At 64.9% G+C, this 23,953-nt stretch carries 24 protein-coding genes and 1 pseudogene; 8 read left to right on the plus strand and 17 right to left on the minus strand.

The features are described from left to right. Positions 1–17: 17 nt before the first annotated feature. The 5 genes from U1707_RS00920 to paoA all read right to left on the minus strand — a co-directional run bounded on the left by U1707_RS00920 (position 18) and on the right by paoA (position 5,846). Positions 18–632 carry a hypothetical protein gene (locus U1707_RS00920; RefSeq protein ID WP_443025627.1) on the minus strand — a complete coding sequence of 205 codons (615 nt, stop codon included), beginning with the start codon at positions 630–632 and terminating at the stop codon, positions 18–20. Positions 633–1,001: 369 nt separating this feature from the next. Continuing rightward, positions 1,002–1,961: an NAD(P)H-dependent flavin oxidoreductase gene (locus U1707_RS00925; protein WP_332798288.1), complete on the minus strand. Its 960-nt coding sequence runs from the start codon at positions 1,959–1,961 to the stop codon at positions 1,002–1,004. Between the two features lie 89 nt (positions 1,962–2,050). Continuing rightward, a complete protein-coding gene (gene paoC, locus U1707_RS00930) occupies positions 2,051–4,243 on the minus strand; it encodes an aldehyde oxidoreductase molybdenum-binding subunit PaoC (protein ID WP_332798289.1) in 2,193 nt (730 codons plus the stop codon). Positions 4,244–4,248: 5 nt separating this feature from the next. After that, positions 4,249–5,199 carry an FAD binding domain-containing protein gene (locus U1707_RS00935; RefSeq protein ID WP_332798290.1) on the minus strand — a complete coding sequence of 317 codons (951 nt, stop codon included), beginning with the start codon at positions 5,197–5,199 and terminating at the stop codon, positions 4,249–4,251. Further along, entirely contained in the window at positions 5,196–5,846 is a 651-nt protein-coding gene (gene paoA, locus U1707_RS00940; protein WP_332798291.1) for an aldehyde dehydrogenase iron-sulfur subunit PaoA, read from the minus strand. Before paoA ends, U1707_RS00935 begins: the two co-directional genes overlap by 4 nt. A 107-nt stretch (positions 5,847–5,953) precedes the next feature. Between paoA and U1707_RS00945 the strand changes: the two genes are divergently transcribed. After that, positions 5,954–6,154: a hypothetical protein gene (locus U1707_RS00945; protein ID WP_332798292.1), complete on the plus strand. Its 201-nt coding sequence runs from the start codon at positions 5,954–5,956 to the stop codon at positions 6,152–6,154. A gap of 41 nt (positions 6,155–6,195) precedes the next feature. On the opposite strand, the gene U1707_RS00950 is transcribed toward U1707_RS00945, so the two are convergent. After that, positions 6,196–7,611 (minus strand): dihydrolipoyl dehydrogenase, encoded by a 1,416-nt coding sequence (locus U1707_RS00950; RefSeq protein WP_332798293.1) that lies wholly within the window; start codon positions 7,609–7,611, stop codon positions 6,196–6,198. Between the two features lie 102 nt (positions 7,612–7,713). On the opposite strand from U1707_RS00950, the gene U1707_RS00955 reads away from it, so the two are divergent. Next, entirely contained in the window at positions 7,714–8,340 is a 627-nt protein-coding gene (locus tag U1707_RS00955; RefSeq protein ID WP_332798294.1) for a glutathione S-transferase family protein, read from the plus strand. A 47-nt stretch (positions 8,341–8,387) separates the two neighbouring features. Here the strand turns inward: U1707_RS00955 and U1707_RS00960 are convergent, their stop codons facing one another. Further along, complete coding sequence (locus tag U1707_RS00960) at positions 8,388–10,481, minus strand: glycoside hydrolase family 97 protein (RefSeq protein ID WP_332798295.1); 2,094 nt, start codon at positions 10,479–10,481, stop codon at positions 8,388–8,390. A 2-nt stretch (positions 10,482–10,483) separates the two neighbouring features. Then, a pseudogene (locus U1707_RS00965) lies at positions 10,484–11,620 on the minus strand (alpha-amylase family glycosyl hydrolase); the annotation flags it as partial. Positions 11,621–11,745: 125 nt separating this feature from the next. Between U1707_RS00965 and U1707_RS00970 the strand changes: the two are divergent. Next, entirely contained in the window at positions 11,746–12,852 is a 1,107-nt protein-coding gene (locus U1707_RS00970) for an MFS transporter (protein ID WP_332798296.1), read from the plus strand. Positions 12,853–12,864: 12 nt separating this feature from the next. On the opposite strand, the gene U1707_RS00975 is transcribed toward U1707_RS00970, so the two are convergent. Genes U1707_RS00975 through U1707_RS00985 form a run of 3 tightly spaced genes read right to left on the minus strand, consistent with a single transcriptional unit; the run spans position 12,865 to position 14,567 of the window. After that, positions 12,865–13,434 (minus strand): DUF1190 domain-containing protein, encoded by a 570-nt coding sequence (locus U1707_RS00975; protein ID WP_332798297.1) that lies wholly within the window; start codon positions 13,432–13,434, stop codon positions 12,865–12,867. A gap of 11 nt (positions 13,435–13,445) precedes the next feature. Next, positions 13,446–13,859, minus strand: a complete 414-nt coding sequence (locus U1707_RS00980; protein ID WP_332798298.1) for a DUF350 domain-containing protein — start codon at positions 13,857–13,859, stop codon at positions 13,446–13,448. A 33-nt stretch (positions 13,860–13,892) separates the two neighbouring features. Next, positions 13,893–14,567 carry a DUF2491 family protein gene (locus U1707_RS00985; RefSeq protein WP_332798299.1) on the minus strand — a complete coding sequence of 225 codons (675 nt, stop codon included), beginning with the start codon at positions 14,565–14,567 and terminating at the stop codon, positions 13,893–13,895. A gap of 232 nt (positions 14,568–14,799) precedes the next feature. Between U1707_RS00985 and U1707_RS00990 the strand changes: the two genes are divergently transcribed. Genes U1707_RS00990 through U1707_RS01005 form a run of 4 tightly spaced genes read left to right on the plus strand, consistent with a single transcriptional unit; the run spans position 14,800 to position 17,686 of the window. After that, on the plus strand, positions 14,800–15,234 hold the full coding sequence (locus U1707_RS00990; protein ID WP_332798300.1) for a YjfI family protein: 435 nt from the start codon (positions 14,800–14,802) through the stop codon (positions 15,232–15,234). Positions 15,235–15,259: 25 nt separating this feature from the next. Beyond that, positions 15,260–16,006, plus strand: coding sequence for a PspA/IM30 family protein (locus U1707_RS00995; protein WP_332798301.1), 747 nt, complete (start codon positions 15,260–15,262; stop codon positions 16,004–16,006). Beyond that, entirely contained in the window at positions 16,006–17,175 is a 1,170-nt protein-coding gene (locus tag U1707_RS01000; protein WP_332798302.1) for a glutathionylspermidine synthase family protein, read from the plus strand. The genes U1707_RS00995 and U1707_RS01000 overlap by 1 nt, the downstream gene beginning before the upstream one ends. Next, positions 17,168–17,686: an ankyrin repeat domain-containing protein gene (locus U1707_RS01005; protein WP_332798303.1), complete on the plus strand. Its 519-nt coding sequence runs from the start codon at positions 17,168–17,170 to the stop codon at positions 17,684–17,686. Before U1707_RS01000 ends, U1707_RS01005 begins: the two co-directional genes overlap by 8 nt. 138 nt (positions 17,687–17,824) lie before the next feature. Here the strand turns inward: U1707_RS01005 and trhO are convergent, their stop codons facing one another. From trhO to hppD, 5 genes are all read right to left on the minus strand, one after another. Then, positions 17,825–18,781, minus strand: coding sequence for an oxygen-dependent tRNA uridine(34) hydroxylase TrhO (gene trhO / locus U1707_RS01010; RefSeq protein WP_332798304.1), 957 nt, complete (start codon positions 18,779–18,781; stop codon positions 17,825–17,827). Positions 18,782–18,835: 54 nt separating this feature from the next. Continuing rightward, positions 18,836–19,201 carry a Rieske (2Fe-2S) protein gene (locus U1707_RS01015; RefSeq protein WP_332798305.1) on the minus strand — a complete coding sequence of 122 codons (366 nt, stop codon included), beginning with the start codon at positions 19,199–19,201 and terminating at the stop codon, positions 18,836–18,838. After that, complete coding sequence (maiA, locus tag U1707_RS01020; protein ID WP_332798306.1) at positions 19,198–19,842, minus strand: maleylacetoacetate isomerase; 645 nt, start codon at positions 19,840–19,842, stop codon at positions 19,198–19,200. The genes U1707_RS01015 and maiA overlap by 4 nt, the downstream gene beginning before the upstream one ends. Beyond that, entirely contained in the window at positions 19,839–21,164 is a 1,326-nt protein-coding gene (gene hmgA, locus U1707_RS01025) for a homogentisate 1,2-dioxygenase (RefSeq protein ID WP_332798307.1), read from the minus strand. Before hmgA ends, maiA begins: the two co-directional genes overlap by 4 nt. A gap of 289 nt (positions 21,165–21,453) precedes the next feature. Then, positions 21,454–22,515, minus strand: a complete 1,062-nt coding sequence (hppD, locus tag U1707_RS01030) for a 4-hydroxyphenylpyruvate dioxygenase (RefSeq protein WP_332799012.1) — start codon at positions 22,513–22,515, stop codon at positions 21,454–21,456. Between the two features lie 87 nt (positions 22,516–22,602). On the opposite strand from hppD, the gene U1707_RS01035 reads away from it, so the two are divergent. Next, positions 22,603–23,091: a MarR family winged helix-turn-helix transcriptional regulator gene (locus tag U1707_RS01035; RefSeq protein WP_332798308.1), complete on the plus strand. Its 489-nt coding sequence runs from the start codon at positions 22,603–22,605 to the stop codon at positions 23,089–23,091. Here U1707_RS01035 and U1707_RS01040 read toward each other — a convergent pair. Next, positions 23,046–23,921, minus strand: coding sequence for a LysR family transcriptional regulator (locus U1707_RS01040; protein WP_332798309.1), 876 nt, complete (start codon positions 23,919–23,921; stop codon positions 23,046–23,048). The genes U1707_RS01035 and U1707_RS01040 overlap by 46 nt on opposite strands. Between the last annotated feature and the right edge of the window lie 32 nt (positions 23,922–23,953).

The following is a 23,953-nucleotide window of genomic DNA, read 5'->3' on the forward strand; positions in this document are numbered from 1 at the left end:
CGCCGCCGCAGCCAGGGTCACCCCAACGGCACGGCTCTAAGTTTTGCGGAATCGAGATGCCAGCGCAACCGCTCGGCCGTTGCCCCGTCGACATCGTTGACGCGTCGGACGACGTACGTCCCGCGGAAGCGCTGGCGAGATCCATCGTCCAGCGTAGACTCGACGGTCACCGGAACCGTCTGATAGACCGACCCAGCGCCCGCGCTGCCCGGCGCAAGCACGCCGATGATGACCCGTGTCGCGCGCGTATGGGCGAAGCCCGCCTCGAACGCCGCCAAAGTCTGGCCGGGACGCCCCGCATCACCCCATTGGCGCCACGCCGTGTCGAAATCGCGCGCGTTGATCGCGGCGTAATAGCGTTGCACGACGGCCGCCGCTGCCGCCATGCCCTTCGGCGCAGCGTCGCATCCCGGCATCCGTGGTCCGTCCCCCGCGAAAAGGGCGCAACTCCGCGCGATCTCATCGTCGATCATCGCGCAACTATTGGCCGCATTGCAGGGCGGGTGCGTCGCCGGCGAGACATTGCGACAGATCGCCACGCGGCGCGAGGCGGCGGCCGCCCCGATCTCGGCGAGACACGATTTCTTCACGAGGGGAGGCGGTGCTGATGCGACCTGCGCGTTCGAACTCATGGGCGGCACTGGGGGCGGTGTCGATTGCGACCGACTGTCGGCAGTAACGCTAGAGTCAGCGGTAATGCTGGCACCATTGGCCGGCACATCGTCCGACCGATCGGACGATACGCCGCAACCCGCTAGGACACATAAAGGGACCAATGCCCATGCCATCGACGTTCGCGTCATTGTCCAGCCCCTCTCGTTCGTTCTCAGATCCATTGCGCCTCAGAAACGCTGACATTTTGACCAGGGGAACCCGACCAGCCTGGTCGATACCGCACTGACGACAGTGTCGATCATCGCTTTCTCCTCGTCGCTTGCGCCCGAGAAGAATGGCTTGAACTGTGGACGATGATCAGCGGCGATCGAGCGCTCGGCCGTGCTTCAACATCCGATCCGGACTCGCGCCGCACGGTATTCGCGCTCCAGCCGGTCTACCCGGTCGGCGACGCTCTCCACCTTGCTGACCGCACCGATGCCCTGGCCCGAGCCCCAGATGTCTTTCCATGCCTTGGGTTTGGAACCGTTGCCGCCGCCGAAGTCCATCGTCTTCAGATCGCCCTCGGGCAAATTGTCGGGGTCCATGCCCGCCGCCTCGATCGAAGCACGAAGGTAATTGCCATGCACGCCGGTGAAGAGGTTGGAATATATAATGTCGGAGGCTTTGCCCGCGACGATGCCGTCCTTGTACGCCTGATCCGCGTTCGCCTCGATCGTGGCGATGAAGGGCGAGCCGATGTAGCCGAAGTCCGCGCCCATCGCCTGCGCGGCCAGCACCGCGTCACCGGTCGCGATCGAGCCCGACAGCGCGAGCGGACCATCGAACCACTGGCGGATTTCCTGAACGATCGCGAATGGCGACAGACGTCCGGCATGGCCACCGGCCCCTGCCGCAACCGCAATAAGTCCGTCCGCCCCCTTCTCGATCGCCTTGCGCGCGAACCGGTCATCGATCACGTCATGCAGCGTGATGCCGCCCCAGCCATGCACCGCGGTGTTGAGGTCTTCGCGTGCGCCGAGCGAGGTAATGACGATCGGGACCTGCCATTTGGCACACGTCGCAAGATCGCTTTCGAGGCGGTCGTTGGATTTGTGAACGATCTGGTTGACCGCGAACGGGGCCGCCGGGCGATCCGGGTTGGCGCGGTTATGCGCGCTTAGCTCTTCGGTGATCCTGTGGAGCCACTCGTCGAGCATCGCCTGCGGCCGCGCGTTAAGCGCAGGGAAGGACCCGACGATGCCGGCCTTGCACTGCGCGATTACCAGGTCCGGGCCGGAGATGATGAACAGCGGCGAGCCGATGACGGGCAGGCGCAGGCTTTTTAGAATGGCGGGTACGGTCATGCGAGTTTTCTAGCGCAACCCATTCGCGCGCGCCAGAGCCGGTTTTGCCCTCCATGCGATCGTCGTTTCGACCGGATGGAGGGCAGGGCTCAGACCATCTTGCCGATGACCTTGTCGAGCGTCAGCGGGTATTCGCGAATGCGGACGCCGCATGCGTTATAGACCGCATTGGCGATCGCCGCCCCGACGCCGCACAGGCCCAGTTCGCCGATCCCCTTGGCCTTCATCGGCGACGACTTCGTGTCGACCTCGTCCATGAAGAACACGTCCTGCATCGGAATGTCGGCATGCGCGGGCACGTGATATTCGGCGAGGTCGTGGTTGACGAAATAGCCGAACCGCGTGTCTACGATCGCGTCCTCCATGAGCGCCGCGCCGACACCCATCGTCATCGCGCCGATCACCTGGCTACGCGCCGATTTCGGGTTGAGGATACGGCCGGCGGCAAACGCACCGCTCATCCGACGGACACGGATTTCACCGGTCGCGGAATCGACGCCTACTTCGACGAAATGCGCGCCGAACGTGCCCTGCGCGTAAATCTTGGTGAGGTCGCCGAACTCGATCGAGTCCTCCGCCGAAAGACCGGCATCGCCGGCCGCTTCGGACAGAGAAATGCTACGGTTGCCAGATTTCACCTTGCCGTCTTCGAAGACGACGTCGTCGGAGTTGAAGCCAAGCTTGCGAGCGACCGACTCGCGCAGGGCCATGCACGCCGCATAAACGCCCGCCGTCGAGCTGTTGCCACCCCACTGGCCGCCTGAGCCCGCTGAGGCAGGGAAGCTGCTGTCGCCGAGCAGCACGATGACCTTATCCATCGACACGCCCATTATCTCGGCCGCAGTCTGCGCGATGATCGTATAGCTGCCTGTGCCGATGTCGGTCATGTCCGTAGCGACCGTCACGACGCCCTTCTTGTCGATCCCCACGCGCGCGCCCGACTTCATCGTGACGTTGTCGCGGAAGGCCGACGCCATGCCCATGCCGACCAGCCAACGGCCATCGCGGACCTGGCCCGGTACCGGGTTGCGCTTGTTCCAGCCGAAGCGCTCGGCACCGGCCTTCAGGCAACCGACCAGATCGCGCTGCGAAAACGGGCGCGAAGGTTTTTCAGGATCGACCTGCGTATCGTTGACGATCCGCAACTGGACCGGGTCCATCTTCAGCTTCTCGGCCAGTTCGTCCATCGCCGCTTCGAGCGCGAGCAAACCGACCGCTTCGCCCGGAGCGCGCATGGCGTTGCCCTCCGGAAGATCGAGCACGGCAAGCCGCGTCGCGGTCATGCGGTTTGCACCCGCATATAGCAGGCGCGTTGCGTTCGGTGCGGTCTCGGGACCACCGCCGGGGAGATCGCCAGACCAGCTTTCATGCGCGATCGCGGTGATCTTGCCGTCCTTCTGCGCACCGATCCGCAGGCGCTGGATCGTCGCGGGGCGATGCGTCGTGTTGTTCATCACCTGGGGCCGAGCGAGCGCAAGCTTCACCGGACGCCCGCCGATCGCGCGCGATCCCAGCGCCGCCATGACCGCATCGCTGCGGACCCACAGCTTCGACCCGAACCCGCCGCCGACATAGGGCGACATGACGTGGATGTTTTCCTTCGGCAGCAGCAACGTTTCGCTCATGTCGCCGACCGCCCAGCTGATCATCTGGTTCGACGTCCACAGCGTAAGCTTGCCGTCCTTCCACGCCGCCGTGGTGGAGTGCGGCTCCATCATCATGTGGCTTTGGTCGGGCGTGGTATATCGCTCGTCGAGCTTCACGGCAGCCTTGGCAAAGGCTCCTTCGAAGTCACCGACGGCGGTGTCCGGCGTGCCGCTCTTCGGCTTGGTCGCCGACCCTTGTGCGGCAGCAAGGTCGAATTTGCCGGCCGTCCGCGCATAATTGACGCGGAGCAACTTGGCGGCGGCGCGTGCCTGCTCGAAAGTCTCGGCGACGACAACGGCAACCGCCTGGTCGTAATGCTGAACGTCGGGCCCGGCGAGCATCCGCGCCGTGTGGTTCTTCGCCTTTCCGAGCTTGCCGGCGTTCTCATGCGTGACGACGGCGAGCACCCCAGGTGCCGCCTTCGCGTCGGCGACGTTGATGCTCTCGATCCGACCCTTGGCGATCGCGGCACCGACGATGTAGCCATAGGCGGCATTGGGGGCGACGTCGCTGCGTTCACAGGCGTAGCGTGCGGTGCCGGTGGTCTTCAGCTTGCCGTCGACGCGGTCGAGCGGTTTGCCGAGCACCTTCATGCGGTCGGTCGGGTTCGCCGTGGCGGGGGTATCGAACTTCATGGCGATCAGGCCTTTGCGTCTTCGAACACGGCGCCGATGGTGCGTTCGACCAACGGCAGCTTGAACGCGTTCTGTGATGTGGTGCGGGCACCGGCGAGAACTACTGCTGCGGTCGCCTTGGCGCCGTTGGGCATCTGCGCCTCGGCGGCTTCGACGCGCCAGGGCTTGTGTGCAAGACCACCAAAGGCGAGCCGACCTCGACCGCCCGGCTGGATCACCGCGGCAACCGAGATCAGCGCAAAGGCATAGGACGCACGGTCACGCACCTTCTGGTAGATATGCGTACCGCCGATCGGCTTGGGCAACGTCACGCCCGTTATCAACTCGCCGGGCGCCAGCGACGTCTCGATGTTCGGCGTCGCGCCGGGAAGGCGGTGGAAGTCCGCGATCGGAATCGCCCGCGTCTGGCCGGCTGCGTTCACCGTCTCGACCGTCGCGTCGAGCACGCGCATGGCAACGGCCATGTCGCTTGGGTGCGTCGCGATGCACGCCTCGCTCGTACCCAGGATCGCCAGGTTACGGTTGAACCCGCCGATCGCCGCACAGCCGCTACCGGGCTGACGCTTGTTGCACGGCTTGGTCGTGTCGTAGAAATACGGGCAGCGCGTCCGCTGGAGCAGATTGCCTGCCGTCGTCGCCTTGTTGCGAAGCTGACCCGATGCGCCGGAAACCAGCGCGCGGCTCAATACGCCGTAATCCTTGCGCACGCGTGTATCGGCTGCGAGGTCGGTATTGCGGACCAGGGCACCGACGCGCAGTCCGCCATCGGACGTGGGCGTGATCTTGTCGAGGCCAAGGCCGTTGACGTCGATCAGATGCTGCGGCGTCTCGATCTGCAGCTTCATCAGGTCGAGCAGGTTGGTGCCGCCAGCGATGAACTTGGCGCCCGGCGTCCGGACCGCGGCGCTGGCCGCGTCCTTGGCGGACGTCGCACGTTCGTAGGTGAAGGCCTTCATGCCGTGCGCTCCGTGCCCGCGACGTCGTGGATGGCGTCGATGATGTTCGCATAGGCACCGCAGCGACAGATGTTGCCGCTCATCCGCTCGCGCAACTCGTCGGTCGAGACCGTCGGCCTTGCGGCGATGTCGCCGGTAACATGGCTGGGAATGCCCGCCTTGATCTCGCTGAGCGTGGCAACGGCCGAACAGATCTGGCCGGGCGTGCAATAGCCGCACTGATACCCGTCATGCTTGACGAAGGCGGCCTGCATAGCGTGCAACTTCTCCGGCGTGCCTAGGCCCTCGATCGTCGTGATCTCTTCGCCCTCATGCATGACGGCGAGCGTCAGGCAGCTGTTGATACGGCGACCCTCGACGATGACCGTGCAGGCACCGCACTGGCCGTGATCGCAGCCCTTCTTGGTGCCGGTCAGGTTCAAATTCTCGCGAAGCGCGTCCAGCAAAGTGGTGCGCGTATCGACCGTGATCTTCGTCGTACGGCCGTTCACCCTGAGCGTGACCGGCATCGTCGGCGGAGCCGATTGTGGCGTACCCTGCGTCTGCGTCTGCGCCTGCGCGCTAGGCGCGGCCGCCAGCGTAGCCGACGCGACACCACCGGCGATCACGCCGCGGCGCGACACCGGAAAACCTTCATCGTGATGCATATAAACCCCTGTATATGTTGGCCTAACGGGCGAGAGCGGCCAAAGTTGCGCAGCTTTACAAATGGTTCCGTTGGTCCGGTCCATGAAGCTTTTGACAAGGTGTTGTAATGCGGACGATTTCTTCGAGCGTTTCGGTTCGACTGTATCATCTCGACGACAGCGGCGAGGGCGGGGCGGCGACGACGCTCTTCTACGGACCGCTGGGCGAGGCGCTGGCGATCGCCGCGCAGCAGGAAGACGATGTTCAGTCGGGGCTCTATCTGGCAACGGAAAACGACGTCGTCGCGTATCTCGACCTGGAGGACTAACTTCCCCCCTGACCCTCCCCGCCAGGGGAGGGCCAAGTAATTCAGGTCCCCGGCGTGAATCCGTCGTCGCGGTCCGGCGGGGTCGGCGAATGCACCGCGCTGCAGATCGACCGCAACGCGCCCTTCATCCCCTCCTCGAACGTCGGATGATAGAAGGGCAGGTCGAGCACCTCGGTCGCGGTCCAGCCGCTCTGGATCGCCCATGCGATCAGGTGTGCGCTGTGCTCGACCGCCGGGCCCGCCATCGTCGCCCCGGTCAACCGGCCATCGCGACGGTCCGCATAGAACCGCACCAGCCCGGCATTGCACGCCTCGACCTTCGCGCGACCCTGATCGTCGTACGAAGCGGTCCCGATCACGCTCTCCGCATCATCGTCCCCGGCGATCTTGCCGATCACTGCAACGTTGGGATGCGTGAAGGTGATGGCGAACGGCACGGTCCGCTTGCCGGACGTCACGTCGGGATAGCTGGCGGCGTTGCGGCCGGCGATCATGCCCTCCGCCGATGCCTCGTGCAGCACCGCACGATCGTGATCCGCGTCGCCGGCGATGAAGATCGGCGCGCCGCCGCACTGCATCGTCGCGCAGTCGTAATCGGGCATGCCGTGATCGTCGAGCGCGAGGCCCGTCGTCTCCAGCCCGAGGTCCTTGATCCGCGGAGGCCGTCCCGTCGCGATCAGCAGATAGTCGAAGCGCTGCTTGCCCGATGCCGAACCGGTCCAGGACAGAAGGGCACCGCCGTCCGCCGGCTGCACCTTGAGCTCGACGCCGAGATGGATCGGAAATTCGCGCGAGAGGATTTCATGAAACGCCTCGCCGACATGGCGATCCTTCAATCCGCCGATCGTCTCGCCGGTGTCGAACACAATCGTCTCAACGCCGAGCCGCGCCAGCGCCTGCGCGAGTTCGAGACCCAGCGCACCTGCGCCGACAACGCCGACCGACCGCGGCAGGTCGGCGAGTTCGAAGATGCTCTCGTTGGTCAGCACGCGGTCGCGCACGCAGTCGAACATTGCGGGGATCGCAGGGCTCGACCCGGTCGCGATCACCACCGACTTCGCATGGACCTGGCGACCATCGCTCAGCGAGAGGATCGTCGCACCGGCGAATTTGGCGCGTGCCCTGACCTTCACGTCGTCGGGCAGCTTTTCGATCGATCCTTCGACGCCCGCAACGAACGCATCGCGTTCTTTACGGACGCGGTTCATCACCGCGACCCCGTCGACCTTGCCCGCTGCCTCGATCCCGAATACCGACGCCTGCTCGACCGCGTACATCGCATTCCCTGCCGCGATCAACAGCTTGGAGGGCATGCACCCGACGCTCGCGCAGGTCGTGCCGCCAAAGCCTTCGTCGATTAGCAGCGTGCTGGCGCCGTTGCGGCGCGCGCTGCGTTCGGCGGCGAGGCCCGCGGTTCCCGCACCGATGATCGCAACGTCGCAGGTCAGGTTGGTCATGAGTCTCTCCGTTGCCGGAGGATTCCGGAGCCGCGACCAACGAAACCTTCGATGCCGTCCAGCCGTTCCGCGGTGCAGCACATTCCTACTCGAAGGACGCTTATGTTAACCCTCCACCATCTGAACTACTCGCGTTCGATCCGCGTGCTGTGGTTGCTCGAAGAACTCGGCATCGAATACGACCTGGTTAAATATGAGCGCGACGCGAACTTCCGTGCGCCCCCCGAACTGAAGGCGATCCACCCGCTCGGCAAGGCGCCGGTGCTGGTCGACGGCGACCTGACGCTTGCCGAGAGTGCGCCGATCCTGTCGTATATCGACGCGCGTTATGGCGACCGACGCTTCTCCCCGCCGATCGAAACCGATGGCGCAGCGATCCACGACGAGTGGCTCCAATATGTCGAAAGCTCGGCGGCGTTGCCGATCATGATGACGATGTTCGGCAAGCGGATGGGTGGGCTGCCCGACGGCCTGACCAAGTTCACCGGCCCCGAAGTGACCAAGACGCTCGACTATATCGGCACTGGGGTCGGCGATGGCCCGTACCTGATGGGCGAACAGCTGATGTTGGCCGATATTCAGATGTCTTACATGCTGGCGATCGCCGAGAGCAGCGGATTGCTTGCCGATCATCCCGACGTCGCAGCCTATCTCGACCGCCTGCGCGCGCGTCCCGCGTTCATCGCCGCGACCGAGATCGGCGGACCGCTGATGGCACCGCGACGCTGACGATACCGGGTCGTCACGTCGTAGGACGGGACGATCCGAACACCGGTCTAGCGTGCCTTGAAGCGGATCGCTTCGCCACCGCCGGGGGCGAGGGGCAGCGTCAGCGTATCGCCCTTGCGGACCGTCTTCGTTTCGATCGTGATCGCGTGACGCGCCACAGTCTTGTAATCCGCGCCCGGACCGTCGCGGTAGATCTGCGCGGTATAGCTCTTACCCGCATCGAGGAAATCGAGCGCTACGGTCAGTGAGCGAGCATTCTCGTCGGTTACGCTCCCCAAATACCAGTCGTTCGATTTGCGATCCTTGCGCGCGAACGTCACGTAATCACCGACTTCGCCGTTCAGCACGCGCGTGTCCGACCAGTCGGTCGGCACGTCCTTGATGAACTGGAACGCAGCCGGATACTTCGCGTAAGTTTCCGGCGTATCTGCAGCCATGACGATCGGCGAATACAGCACGACGTACAGCGCAAGCTGCTTGGCGATCGTTGACAGGATATCGCTGTCGTCCGAACCCTTAAGGCTCAGTACGCCCGGGGTGAAATCCATCGGTCCTTCGAGCATCCGCGTGAAGGCTAGGTTCGCCTCATGCTCGGGCGGGTTCTTGCCGGCCCAGCTGTTATATTCCATCCCACGTGAGCCCTCGCGGGCGATCCAGTTGGGATAGGTGCGGCGCAGGCCGGTGTCCTTGACCGGTTCGTGGCTGTCGATCGCGACCTTGTACTTGGCCGCCGTGGTGACGACGCGGGTATAATGCTTCACCATCCACTGGCCTTCGTGCCACTCGCGGTGCTGCGAGCCATCGGGATCGACGCGTTCGATCTGGCCGGCATCGGTGACGTAGCCGGTCTTGATCGCCGGTATGCCGTGATCGCGCGCATAGCCGAACGCGCGATCGAGCTGGCTGTCGTAATGGCTTGCCGAACCGCCGGTCTCGTTATGGCCGATCAGGTACACGCCCTTGGCCTTGGCGTATTTTGCTAGGACGTTCGCGTCGAAGTCGGGGGTTGGCGTGTCGAACTGCATCGCGTTGCCGTCGCCGAACCAGTCGCCGTCCCAGCCGACGTTCCAGCCCTCGACCAGCACGCCCGGGATCTTGTTGGCGCTGGCAAAGTCGATGTAGCTTTTGACGTGCGCGGTGGTCGCGCCGTGCTGCGGCCCCGTCGCCCAGCTCCATTTGCCGGTGATCATGTTCCACCACACGCCGACGAACTTGCCGGGCTTGACCCAGCTGACGTCGCCGAGCTTGTTGGGTTCGTTGAGGTTCAACTCGAGGTGGCTCATGTACAGGCCGGGCGCGTCGTTGGACAGGATCAGCGTCCGCCATGGCGTCGCGAACGGCCCGGTGCGCGTGACCTTCGGCGCGCCGGCGCCGGGGGTGAGGACCGCCTTCAATGTGTTGCCCTCGACCTTGGCGACGTTCATTCCGGCATAGTCGGTCAGCGCCGCCTCGTGCAGAGCGACATGCGTACCGCTGGCGAGCTTGATCGTGATCGGCGTGGCGGCCGTGCCGACATCGGCCAGCGGCGTGCGGTTGTAGAGATATTCCTCGCGGTTCCACTCGAACGCCGGCTTCCACCACGCGGTCGCGTCTTCGGCAAAGGCGAACTGCGTCAGTTCCTCGGCAATGTTGATCGTCTTGAAGTTCGGCTGTTCGGGGAATTCATAGCGAAAACCCACGCCGTCGTCCTGCAGGCGGAAGACGACGTCGATCGCGCGCTTCAGGCGGTCGGTCTCGACGAGGCGGATGCGCATCTCGCTATGGTTGTCGCGGATCGATTTCCACTCGCCCCAGGGCTGCGTCCAGGTCGAGTCCGCCTTGTTGCGGGCGATACTCTCGATCTTGAGGTGGCGGTCGAACTGCGGGGCGTCGGTGAACAGGAAGCCGAGCCGTGACGGCTTGACGATCAGTTCGCCGCTGCGGGTGATGCTGTAGCTCGCCTTGCCTTCGCCATCGGTCGCGACGGTGACGACGATGCTACCGTCGGGTGAGGTCGCGATCGCGCTCGGGATGGCGGAGGCGGGCTGCGGCTTGATCGTCTCGTTGGAGGTCGGGGCGGGGGCAGCGTCCTGCGCGAACGCCGGCTGTGCAAAGGCGGGCAGGGCGATCAGCGATGCGGTAAGAAGGAGAAGGGTCTTCATGATTAAGCGATCCTTTCGGCGACGAGAGCCGCATAGGCGCCGAGGGTCCAGCCCCCGGCCTGGGTGGGTTGAAGTGTATTGACGCTATCGCGCACGCGCCAGCGTCCGGATTGCGCCGGCTGCCAGTCGAGCACGCTGCCGCCCATGTTGAACACGCAGAGCATTGCCTCACCATCGCAGTGCCGCTCGAATACGAGCAGGGCGGGACCGACCTCGACCAGCGTCAGATCGCCGACCGCGAGCGCCGGATCGGACTTGCGTAGCGCCAGCAGACGCCGGGTGAGGTTGAGCAGCGAGTCCGCGTCACAATGCTGCCGATCGACCGCGAGCGCGGCATGATCGCGCCCGACGGGAAGCCAGGGTTTCGCGTTCGAAAATCCAGCATTCGGCGCATCCGCCGCCCACGGCATCGGCGTGCGCGCGCCGTCGCGGGAGAGGGGCAGCGGCCAGTTCGCGATCGCCTCGCGATCCTGCAGATCCTCGAATGGCACCTCGACCTGGGTCAGCCCGAGTTCTTCGCCGTTGTAGAGGAAGGTGTTGCCGCGCAGGCAGACGAGCAGCAGCATCTTCATCCGTGCGAAGGCGTCACGCACCGCCGGGTTGCTGGCGGCATCGACCCAGCGCGAAACCGCACGCGGCGCATTGTGGTTCTCGAACGCCCAGCTCGGCCAGCCGAGTTCGGCATCCGCAGGCCACAACAGGATCGCGTCCGCCACCGTCTCCGGATCGAGCGTGGACGCGTAGAGGAAGTCGAAGCCGTATGCGCTGTTCAGCCGGGTGTTGCCACGCGTGAACAGCTTCATCTCGTGGTCGCTGTCCGCCCCGCCGACCTCCGCCACCGTAAAACGATCGCCATAGCCGTCGATCAGCCGCCGCAACCTTTCGAGAAACGCAGGAATATCGGCGTGGCTCTGGTTGTGGACATGCGCCTGATAGTCGAACGGACGCGTCTTCAGGCTGTTGTCGCTGACCGGCGGGTTATCGGTCAGCGCCGGATCGTGCATCGCGAAGTTGATCGCATCGAGGCGAAAGCCGTCGACGCCCCGATCGAGCCAGAATTTGGCGGTATCAATGATCTCGTCCTGCACAGCCGCATCGTGAAGGTGCAATTGCGGCTGCTCCTTCAGGATTTTGTGCATAACCTCGCATTCCTGTGGATCGACGCACCGCTGACAGGGCTGCTCGTCCAGCCGGTGATCGGGCATTACAGCGACCGGACCTGGGCGCTGCTCGGGCGCAGGCGGACGTATTTCTGGCCGGCGCGGTGCTTGCGACGATCGCCTTGCTGGCGATGCCGAACGCGCCAGTGTTGTGGATGCTCGACGGATCGCTGAACGTCGCGATGGAGCCGTTTCGCGCGTTTGTCGAGGACATGCTGGGAAGCCGACAGCGCACCGCGGGGTTCGCGTTCCAGACGGCATTTATCGGGGCGGGCGCCGTCGTCGGCAGTCTGGCGCCGATGCTGCTGACCGATGTGTTCCAGGTGGCGAATACTGCCCCGGCCGGCGGCATACCGCCGTCGGTACAGTACGGCTTCTCCATCGGCGCGCTGGCGTTGTTCTTTGCCGTGTTATGGACCGTGCTGACGACGCGCGAATATTCGCCCGCGGAGATGGCGACGTTCGAGGACGAGGCCGCGGTTACGTTGCAGGACCGGCCCACCCGCTCCAGCGCCAGGCTTGCCCCGGTCTGGATCGCGTTGGGGGCGATCGTTATCGCGGCGGTGGCGCGGTTCGGGCTCGACAAGCCGGTCTATCTGCTCGGCGGCGGGCTGATCGCGTTCGGCGCCGCACTGCTGGTGCGGTCGGGCAGGGAGGGTAACGTCCTCAGCCAGATCGTCAGCGATCTCGGCACGATGCCGACGACGATGAAGCGTCTGGCGCTGGTTCAGTTCTTCACCTGGTCGGCGCTGTTCATCATGTGGACGAACTGGGTCGGCGTGCTGTTCGCGGTCTATAACGGCGTGGCGACATTATGGGCGTTCGTGACGCCGGCGCTGGCAAACCGGATCGGTCGCCGCGATACCCATATCATGGGGCTGCTGAGCGGTGCCGCCGGTTTCGCCTCGTTTCTCGTGGTGCGCGATCAGTATCTGTTGATCGGGTCGATGGTGCTGGTCGGGATCGCCTGGTCGTCGATCCTGACGATGCCCTACGCCATCCTGTCGAACGCGCTGCCCCAGGCCAAGCTCGGCGTGTACATGGGGCTGTTCAACATCTTCATCGTCCTGCCGCAATTGATCGTGTCTTCGGTAATGGGGCAGGTGGTGCGGACGTTCTTTCCCGGCGACGCGGTCTGGGCGATGCTGATCGCCGCGGGCGTGATGGGAATGGCGGCGATCGCGATGCTGCGCGTTGGTCGCGACGCCTGACGGGCTAGGAGGTCAGCCGCCGAAGCTGCGTCCGCCGAAGCCACCACCGAACCCACCACGCGAGATCACCGAGCTCCGCGACTGAACGCGGGCAGGGGCCCTTGCCGTGGTGGGCGTGAACGCATCCGAGCCGACCCGCGTCCGGCCGGTGACATAGTCGCGGTTGATCCGGCCGCCGGCACCGCCGTAATAATTGCCGTCACGGTCGCGGTACATCGGTGCACCGCGATTGCCGAAGCCGCCGTTCAGCGCCTGCCCGACCAGGAACCCGGTCAGCAACGGCGTGAAGAAACTCCCGCCGCTGCCGTTATTGCGAGGCTCGCACTGCGCGGCACCGAACTGTTCTTCGCACGTCTGCTTGTCCTCGAACCGCGGCGCGGTCTTCGCGGCATCGGCCTTGGCCTGCTCGAACGCGGTGTCGCACTGCACCGCCGAAAGCGCGCCAGCCGCGCGGCACTCCTGAACCGACGCATAGCTCTGCGCTTCGACGGGCTGGCCGCCGACATCGCCGTCGCACGCGGTTAGCGAGATGCCTGAGCCCGCGATCAGGCCGGTGAGGACGATCGATCTGGAACGCTTCATCGGTGTGCCCCTCAATTCGTCATGCAGGCGGCGTTGAGAATGCCAACGCAGAGCGAGATGCTCCCCATATAGGTGGCGGCAGCGATTTCGCCCCGGACAATCCGGTCGTTGAAGTCGCGCATTACGAAATGCTGGACGATCAGGAACGTGACGATCTGGATCACGCCAGCGAGCAGCGCCCACACCGCGAACTCGAGCAAGGTGACGGTATGCGTCAGCGCGGAGGCGAGCGGCAGGACATACCCGAGCAACGCCGCACCCAAGGTGATCGCTGCAGCGGTGTTGCCTTCGCGGATCAGCGACTTCTCGTGATACGGTGTCGCGACCTGATAGACGATCTTGAACAGGATCGTGAACGCCCCCGCCGCGACGAACGCGATCAGGAAGGCGAGCGCGCTGGCGCCGAAGCTATATTGGTCGATCATGGCATTTCCCCCGGGAGCCGTCTGCGCGTGACGCTAGGCTCTGAACTCGCCGAGTTCCAGTGCCACGCCCAGCATGATCTCGAACGAGACCTCGCCCGCCTCGTTCTCCATGTCGATCGCGAGCAACAATTCGCGCCCATCGTCGCCCGGTAGGTCGCGACTGAACAGCATGCAGGTCTGGAAGATGCGGCGGTCGACGATCCCGTCGCGGTCATCGTGCAATTCCTCCCAGAACGTCACGGGCTCCTGCTCGCTCGCTTCGGGGCCGAACCAGGCGCGGCTGTATTCGGGCAGTCCCTCGGCGGTGAAGGTGCGTGCCTTGAGGCGGCTCTTCCACGCCGGACGCTCGGCGGCGAACGACGGGTAGCTGCTGTCCCACGGTGCGAATAGCGTGACATCCGTCACGTCCTGCCCATCGCGGTCGTTCGACACCGCCTGGAACATGATATCGTCGTCGGTGTAGAACCGGTGGACGAACCCGCCTTCGTTGAGGTCTATGAGACCCTGTGCGACGATCACCAGCGTATCGCGGTCAAACGGGAACAGGAGTTCCGATCCGAACCGCCGCCAAGCTAGCGGATCGACGGTCACCGTCCGCCCCAGCGTAATGTTGCGGACGACGGGCAGGGCGTTGCCATCAAGCGCTGGCTTGCGGCCGAACAGGCGATCGAACATGCAATCCTCGCGTGTGTGGTTGGCGTTCTTCATAGGGCAAAGCCGGGGGGCTCGCAAAGCACGATCGAGTGTCAACATCCCCCCGCTCCGTCATCCTGATGAAAGTCAGGATCCAGAGCCACGAAGGGCGGTGCTTGATTACCCTGGATCCCGACTTTCGTCAGGATGACGGAAGGAAGAGCGCAATGACGGACGTGGGGAGGGTGGCAGGCGCTCGTGAAAGGCCTATGTGTCTCCCCGAGCGACAAGCACGGGAGTTCTTGCATTGACCGACATCTGGACCGTCCGCAGCCTGAAGGCGGCGCTCGATACGTCCGAGCCTGCGAAAGCCGGCGAGTTTTCCGCTCGGGTTCTGGAAGGCGCCGACCCGGTCTTGCTGGTGACGATGCACCACCACGGCGACCTCGAACTGTTCGTCAACGTGAGCGAGGCGCAGATCGCGTGCTCGACTTTGCTGTGGCCGTGCGACGAGCAGGAGGACCAGCTAGCGTTCAACACGTTCCTGTTGAAATCGCAGAAGCTGGTGCCGCTGTCGAACTTCGGGATCGGCACGGTCGAGGGCCGCGACTATTACGAGCTGTTCGGCGAACTCGCGACGTCGAGCCCGCTCGATACCGTGATCATCGAACTGCGCACGCTTGCCGAGAATGCGATCGATGCGGCCACCGATTTGCGCCACGCGCAGATCCCCGCGGCCTGATTTAGATACAAACGGAGAGACTGGCATGGCCATCTGGAGCAAGCTTTTCACCCTCGGTCGTGCCGGCGCGCACGAAGCCGGCGCGGCGGTCGTCGACGCGAACGCGCTGCGTATACTCGACCAGGAAATCCGCGATGCCGATAAGGCGCAGGGCAAGGCACGAGACGACCTTGCGGGGCTCGTCGCCCGTCGCCGCATCCTCGAAACTGAGGTCGAAAGCTTCCGCGCGCAGGCAGCGAAGTACGAGGCTTCGGCGCGGATCGCGGTCGAGAAGGGTAACATGGATCTGGCGCGGCAGGTCGCGCAGCGGATCGCCGATCTCGAGCAGGACATCGCGCTTAAGAGCCCACAGGTCGAGGACATGCGCGCCGCCGAGGAGCAGATCCACACCGCCGTCGCGCAGACCGACCGCAAGATTGAGCAGCTCCGCCGTGAGGTCGAGGTCGTCAAGGTCAACGAGTCGGTGCAGAAGGCGCAGGCGTCGGTCGCGTCGGGCAGCATGGGCGCGGGCAACAAGCTTGGTTCGGCCGCCGACAGCCTCGCGCGTATTCGGGAACGCCAGGCGATCCGCGGAGAGCGGATCAAGGCGGCGGGTGAGTTGGAAGACCGTCGCACCGGCGCTGATCTCGACGAGAAGCTGCGGCTGGCGGGTATCGGGCCGGGCCAGTCGTCCGCAGACGACGTGCTTGCACGCCTGACCGCCCCCAAGGCTCCGCAAGTCGGCCAGACGCTGCAGATCGAGCAGCGCGACGACAAGAATTCGGACTCCTGATGCGCCGGATCGCGGTCGACCCGCGCGGCGACTGGCGCGAACGGGCCGACGCGATCGGGTTCGTCTATCACGACACCGATGGCGAGCCGTACTGGGATGAGGGCGCCGCCTACGCGTTCACCCTTGCGGAGATCGAAGAGGACCTCGAGCCCGCAGCGGAACAGTTGCACGCGATGTGCCTCGACCTCGTCGACGAGATCGTCCGCGACCAGCAACTGATGGAACGCCTCGCGATTCCGCGCGAGCAGTGGAATTACGTCGCGGAGACGTGGCGGACGCGCCAGCCGTCGCTCTATGGGCGGTTCGATTTCGCCTATGACGGCACCGGGCCAGCCAAGCTCTACGAGTATAATGCCGACACCCCGACATCGGTGTTCGAGTGCGCGACGTTCCAATGGATGTGGCTGGAGGATCTGCTCGCGAACGGTGCATTGCCGGCGGGGACGGACCAGTTCAACAGCCTGTTCGACAAGCTGCGCGAGCGGTTCCGTGCGCTGTTCCCGAGCGGCGGCTTCGTTCACTTTGCCGCGGACGCGTCGGCGATCGAGGACCGCCAGACCGTGCGGTTCTTCGAGGATCTAGCGAGCCAAGTCGGGATCGAGCCGAAGTTTGTCGAGATGAAGGACATCGGTCTCGCCGCGGACGGGCGCTTTATCGATACCGACGGGTTCGAGGTGCAGGCCGCGTTCAAGCTGTATCCGTGGGAGTTTATGCTCCGCGAGCCCTATGCGCCGAACCTTTCGCGCGCCGACGTGCGCTGGATCGAGCCGGCGTGGAAGTCGATCCTCTCGAACAAGGGTATCCTGCCGCTGCTGTGGGAGCGCCATCCCGAGCATCCGAACCTGCTGCCCGCGTTCTTCGACGATGATCCGGCGGCCGAGATTCTCGGGCCGAAATATGTGCGCAAGCCGTTGTTCTCGCGCGAAGGCGCGAACGTCGAGGTGATCGGCGAGAGCGGCCACGTGGTGCTCGACCAGGGTTACGGAGCGGAGGGTGCGATCCGCCAGGCCTATGCGCCTCCACCCGTGTTCGACGGCCGCCATCCGGTGATCGGCGCGTGGATAGTCGGCAACGAAGCCGCGGGGATCGGCGTTCGGGAGGATGACACGGTCGTGACGCGCAATCTCGCGCGGTTCGTGCCGCATATCATCGAGGCGAATGATGACTGACGCTCGAGACCTGCCCCCGTTGCCGCCGATGGAGCGGCTGGTCGAACTGATGTTCGACGCCGCGCGGACCGGGCGGGACGAGATGATCCCGGCGTTGTTGCAGGCGGGCGTCGATATCGAGGTGACCGACGCGAAGGGCTTCACGCCGCTGGTTATCGCCAGCTACAACGGCCAGGCCCCGGCCACCGCTGCGCTCCTCGCGGCCGGCGCGCAAGTCGACGGTGCAGCGGACGCCCGCGGTAATACCGCGCTGATGGGCGTCTGCTTCAAGGGCTATACCGAAATCGCGCAGATCCTGCTTGATGCGGACGCCGACGTGAACCGGCGGAATGGCGCCGGCCAGACCGCGCTGATGATGGCGGCCCTGGTGAACAAGACGGCGATCATCGACCTGTTGCTGGAGCACGGTGCGGACCCGGCGATCGTCGATGCGGCAGGAAACAGCGCGCATTCGCTGGCGGCATCGCAGGGTAACGCGGCGTTGGCCGCACGTTTCGCAACGACCGGTTAGCCCTCTACGCCACCACCCCGGCGAAGGCCGGGGTCCAGTTGGAAAGGTTGTAGTAACGGCAAACTGCGCTTCGTTAGCGCCGTTCCCCAATTGGACCCCGGCCTTCGCCGGGGGGGGGAACTGGCAAGGCCCCGTGGATCAATCCGCCCCATGGGTCTTTGGCAAAACCGCCCCGACATGCGCCTCACCTCGAGCCTCAGCCAGCCGCATCTGCCGCTCCCGCTCGGCATAGCCCGCCCGCTGAATCTCATCCCGCGCATCATGACACGCCGGGCAACTCACCCCCTCGACATACAGAGGCGAAGACCGATCCGCCACACTCACCGGCATCCGGCAAGCATGGCACAGGACGTGACTTCCCAAAGCAAGCCCATGTCCGACCGCAACCCGCTGATCGAACACGAAACATTCCCCCTCCCAAAGGCTCTCCGCCGCGGGCACGGTTTCCAGATATTTCAGGATGCCGCCCTTGAGGTGATACACCTCGTCGAGCCCCTCGGCCTTCAGGAACGCGGTCGACTTCTCGCAACGAATGCCCCCGGTGCAGAACATCCCGATCTTCGGTGGTGGTCCGTCCCCGATCAGCTTGTCGCGATGCTCGCGAAACCAAGCCGGAAAGTCCCGGAACGTCCGCGTCTGCGGATCGACCGCGCCGGCAAACGTACCGACCGCGACCTCGTAATCGTTGCGCGTGTCGATCAGAATCGTCCCCGGCTCGGCAATCAGCGCGTTCCAGTCCTCCGGATCGACATAATGGCCGACGCCCTCCAGCGGATTGATCGCAGGCTCGCCCATCGTCACGATCTCGCGCTTCAGCCGCACCTTCATGCGGTGGAACGGCATCGTCTCGGCGCGAGACTCCTTGACGTCGAGGTCGGCACACCCCGGCAGTGTGCGGATATGTGCGAGTACCGCGTCGATGCCCGCCTCGGACCCGGCAATCGTCCCGTTGACCCCCTCGGCAGCAAGCAGAAGCGTGCCCTTTACCCCGTTCGAGCAGCAGGCGAGCGCAAGTGCCGGCTGGATCGCGGCGATGTCGGCGAACGGCGTGAAGCGGTACAGCGCTACGACGCGGATTGGGAGGGTTTCGATCATCGGTCTATCATGCAGGGATGGGGCGCTGTTCCTTAGCGCAAGTCGCCCCCCGCGTCAGCCTGCGGTGACGATCATCCCATCGACTACCGCCACCGGCCAGGGCGTCAGCCGCGCGCCTCCGCATGGCCCACCGACGCACGCGCCGCTGTCGATCGCGAACAACGCGGAGTGCCAACTGCACGCGATCAGGTCGCCACGCGGCGTGAGATAGTCGTCGAGCACTTGTGCAAGCGGCAGGCCCATATGCGGGCAGCGATCTACATAACCGAACACTGCACCGTCCTTGCGCACGACGAAGCCGTGGAAGCGGCCGGCACGCATTTGGAGCACGAAGTTCCGCGCCTTGCCCTCGGCAATCGCATCAAGCGACGCGAGCTTGATCCCGCCCGGCGTGGCAGTCAGCCGTTCGCCGTCGCTCATGCGCGGTCGGCATCCGGCTGCCGGTCCGGGTGCGCAGCGGCGAAGGCGGGCAGAGCGCGCGCGTTATCGGCCGCAGCACGAAGGTACGGGTAGGGGCTTAGATCGACCGCAAACCGCTCGGCCGAATAGACCTGGGGCGCGAGGTGACAGTCGGCGATCGTCGGTGTCGCGCCGAACGCGAAGCCGTCACCATGCCGAGCGATCTGCGCTTCCAGCGCGGCGAAACCGTCGCCGATCCAGCGTGCGATCCACCGGTTCACCGCTACCTCGTCCGCCCCGAACTCCGCCCGCAAGGCGTTCAGGATGCGGAGATTGTTCACCGGGTGGATGTCGCACGAGATCGTCGCGGCCATCGCGCGGACGATCGCCCGGCCGTTCGCGTCCGCAGGAAGCAGCGGTGGATCGGGATAGGTCTCGTCCATCCATTCGAGAATCGCGGGGCTCTGCGTCAGGACCGCGCCGTCGGTCTCCAGCGCCGGCACGAGCCCCTGCGGGTTGAGCGCGCGATAGCCCGCCTCACGCTGCGCGCCTTTGCGAAGGTCGTGCGTGACCTGCGCATACGCCAAGCCCTTCAAGGCAAGCGCGATGCGGACGCGGTAGGCGGTGGTCGAGCGCCAGTAGCCGTGCAGGGTCAGGCTCACTTCGGCAGGATCGCCTTGGGGAAATCCGACCAGACCGCATCATAATCGAGCTGCGAATGCTCGAGCGCATAGGCGGTCGGCTTATATGGCCAGCAGCTCTCCAGCATGAACGCCATCGTCCCGTCGATCTTGTGCGGCTTCAGATCCGCCGCGCTCGCACCCTGCCAACTCGCCAGATCGGGTCCGTGGCCGGACATCAGATTGTGGAGCGAGATGCCGCCCGGCGCGAACCCCTCAGCCTTCGCGTCATAGGCGCCGGTGATCAGGCCCATGGCTTCCGACATGACGTTGCGGTGGAACCAGGGCGGGCGGAACGTCCCCTCGGCAACCATCCATCGCGGCGGGAAGATCACGAAATCGGCGTTTGCGCGGCCGGGCACGTCGCTCGGCGAGGTCAGCAGCGTGAAGATCGACGGATCGGGATGGTCGAAGCTGACCGTGTTGATCGTGTTGAATCGCGACAGGTCGTAGCGCCACGGCGCCAAGTTGCCGTGCCACGCGACCACGTCGAGCGGCGAGTGATCGAGCGTCGTGGTCCACAGCGACCCCATGAACTTCTGGACGACCTCGACCGGTTCGTCGCGGTCCTCGAACCACGCGACCGGCGTCTCGAAATCGCGCGGGTTGGCGAGGCCGTTGGCACCGATCGGGCCGAGATCGGGGAGGCGGAACAGCGCGCCGTGGTTCTCCGCGACATAGCCGCGCGCTTCGCCATCGGGGAGTTCGGCGCGGAAGCGGACGCCGCGGGGGATCAGCGCAATCTGGCCGGGGGCGATGTCGATTAGGCCTAGTTCGGTCAGCAGTCGGAGCCGTCCGGCCTGCGGCACGAACAGCAGTTCGCCGTCCGCATCCATGAACACGCGCGTCGTCATGTCGGTGTTCGCAGCGTAGACGTGGAGCGCCACGCCTTCGAGATCAGCGGGATCGCGGTTGGCGAGCATCGTCGTCATGCCGTCGATCAGGTCGATGTCGTGAGCCGGGGCCTCGATCGGATCCCAGCGCAGGCGATTGGGGGCGAGTGGCGCGTCGGTGGTGCCGGGCGCGAACCGCTTGGCGCCGTCGTAGCGCTCGAACGGCGGATGTTCAGCGGTCGGGCGCATCCGGTACAACCAACTGCGGCGGTTCTCGTGGCGCGGTGCGGTGAACGCGGTGCCGGACAGCTGCTCGGTGTAGAGGCCGAACGCCGGGCGCTGCGGCGAATTGCGGCCGATAGGGAGCGCGCCGGGAACTGCTTCGGTTGATATGTGGTTGCCGAAGCCGGGCATATACTCAGTCTGGCCGGCGGTCTCGCCTGCGGCGTCGATCGGCTGGTGGATTGTCATGGCTTCCTCTCCGTCACCTGTTCCGATCAACGCCCGAACCGCCGGCCGTTTAAACTTCTGACCTCAACCAAGAGGATGAGGTAACTCCATTGACCGTCTGCCGTTTGGCGGACGACGGTGCAGCAGATACTCCGTCACCCCGGACCTGTTCCGGGGGCCACCGTACCGCAAACCAACTGCTTCGGGTTTTGCGGAACCGTGGATGCCGGAACAAGGCTCTCCTGAGCGTAGCCGAAGGGCCCGGCATGACGGATAAACTTGTGTTCGACGGTCGTCATTTTGCTTCAGGTCACGCGTCGACGGTAATCACCCCACGCCGGATCTGGTCGAGCTCGATACTCTCGTACAACGCCTGGAAATTGCCGTTGCCGAAGCCCTCGTTACCCTTGCGCTGGATGATCTCGAAGAAGATCGGCCCGAACATGTTCTCGGTGAAGATCTGGAGCAACAGCCCCTCCTCGCCGACATTGCCGTCGATCAGAATGCGGTTGCGACGCAGACGTTCGAGGTCGTGGCCGTGGTTCGGCACGCGCTTGTCGACCAGCTCGTAATAGGTCTCGATCGTGTCCTGCAGCTTGACGCCGCGCGCGCGCAGCTTCTCGACCGTTTCGAAGATATCGTCGGTGGTCAGCGCCAGATGCTGGATGCCCTCGCCGTTGTAATCCTTGATGAATTCCTCGATCTGGCTCTTGTCGTCCTGGCTCTCGTTGAGCGGGATGCGAATTGCGCGGTCGGGCGCGATCATCGCCTGACTGAACAGGCCGGTCGCCTTGCCCTTGATGTCGAAATACTTCTGCTCCTCGAAGCCGAAGATCTGGCCGTAGAACTCGGCCCAGGTCCGCATCTGGCCACGCTTCACATTGTGCGTGAGGTGATCGAGCAGATCGAGACCGACGTTGTTCGCCGCCTCCGCTTCCGCTGCGCCCGGAACCTGGTTCCAGTCGTCGTACAGGCTGCCAGCAGCGCCGTGCTTGTCGACCAGATACAGCAACGAGCCGCCGATCCCTTCGAGCACATAGCTACCCTCGCCGAGCGCGCCCATGTTGGCATCCGCCGCCTTGGCGCCGCGCGAAAGCGCCGCATCGAACGCCGCCTTCGCGTCGTGAACGCGAAACGCCATGCCGCTCGCTGAGGGACCGTGATCGGCGCGGAACGCGGCGGCGTGACCACCATCTTCCCGGTTCAGCAGCAGGTTGATCCGGCCCTGCTTGTAGCGCGTGACGGCCTTGGTGGGGTGCGTCGAAGCGGCGACGAAGCCGAACTGTTCGAACTGCGCAGCCATCCGGTCGGGATCGGGCGAGGTGAACTCGGCAAACTCGAACCCGTCGAGTCCCATCGGGTTTACGTCCATGTGATCCACGACTTGGCTCCTAGATTGGTATCCGTTGTTACCAATCTGGCGGGTTGAACAACTGGTGTCAATCGTTACGAATTCAACATGGCTCATCGCGCGCTCGTCCTGGACGATTTCATTCCGTATCGCCTGTCGATCACCTCGAACCTCGTCAGCGAGGCGGTGGCGGACACGTACGAGGCGCTGTTCGGGCTGACGATCCCCGAATGGCGACTGGTGGCAGTGGTCGCCGAGGCGGACGGCATCACGCAGCAGCAGATCGGCCAGCAGACGCGGATGGACAAGGTGACGGTCAGCCGCGCGGCGATCGCCTTGGTCGAGCGTGGACTTATGCAGCGACATGCGAACCCGGAGGATCGCCGCTCGCATCTTCTGCGGCTGACCGACGATGGCGACACGCTCTACGCCTCGGTCGCGCCGAAAGCGCTGGATCTGGAGCGGCGGATCTTCGCCGGGTTCTCAGGCGCGGAGGTCGAGCAGTTCGTCGCGATGCTGCGGCGGATCGATGCGGTGACGATCGACCTCGTTCAGGACTCCCACGGCGGCATCGGTGACCAGAGACCGCGCAGGTAATCGAGCAGCGCGGTAGTGCCTGACGACACGGGCCCGCGTGCGTGCACAGCGTAGATGCCGACATCGGCCGATCCCGCCAGTTCGGGTAGAACGCGCACGAGGCGGCCGCTCGCTAGATCGGCGCTGACGTCCCATAGCGAGCGGAGCGCGATACCGACGCCCGCCAGCGTGAGTTCGCGGACGACCTCGCTGGAGTTAGTGGCGACATAGCTTGGGCGATCGATCGTCAGGTCGCCATCAGGCCCCGCCAACCGCCACGGCATCTGGCCTTTTGCTGCAAGCAGGCGGTGTTGTGGCAGCGCGTCGGCGTCGCATGGCGGATCGTAGCTGGGTGCGGCGCATAGCACGCGGCGGCTGTCGGCAAGGCGATAGCCGGTGAGGCTCGGTGGAACGGCAGGTGCGATCCGGATCGCGAGGTCGAGCCGGTCGCCGATGACGTCGGAGAAGCCGTCGGACAGGTCCAGGTCGAGCTCGACCGCCGGATGTGCGTCGAGAAACGGTTTCAGATGCGGCGCGATGTGCAGCCGGCCAAACGACGTCGGTGCGCTGACCCGCAACGGACCGGCAGGGGTGTCGGCACGGTCCGATACGCGCGCCTCGGCGTCGCGGATCGCTGCGAGGATCTCCACCATGTCGCGGTGATACGCCGCACCGCGTGCGGTGAGGTCGAGCCTGCGCGTCGTCCGGTTGAGCAACCGCACGCCGAGCCGGGCCTCAAGCCTCGCGATGCGTTTCGAGACCATTGCCGGCGAGATGCCAAGCGAACGCCCCGCCGCGCTTAGGCTGGCGGTGCGGACGACCTCCGCGAACAGGACGATGTCGGGATCCATTCGTTCTCCAGGCGACCAACAGCTTTCAGTTT

Source organism: Sphingomonas sandaracina (assembly GCF_036663695.1).
GTDB lineage: Bacteria > Pseudomonadota > Alphaproteobacteria > Sphingomonadales > Sphingomonadaceae > Sphingomonas.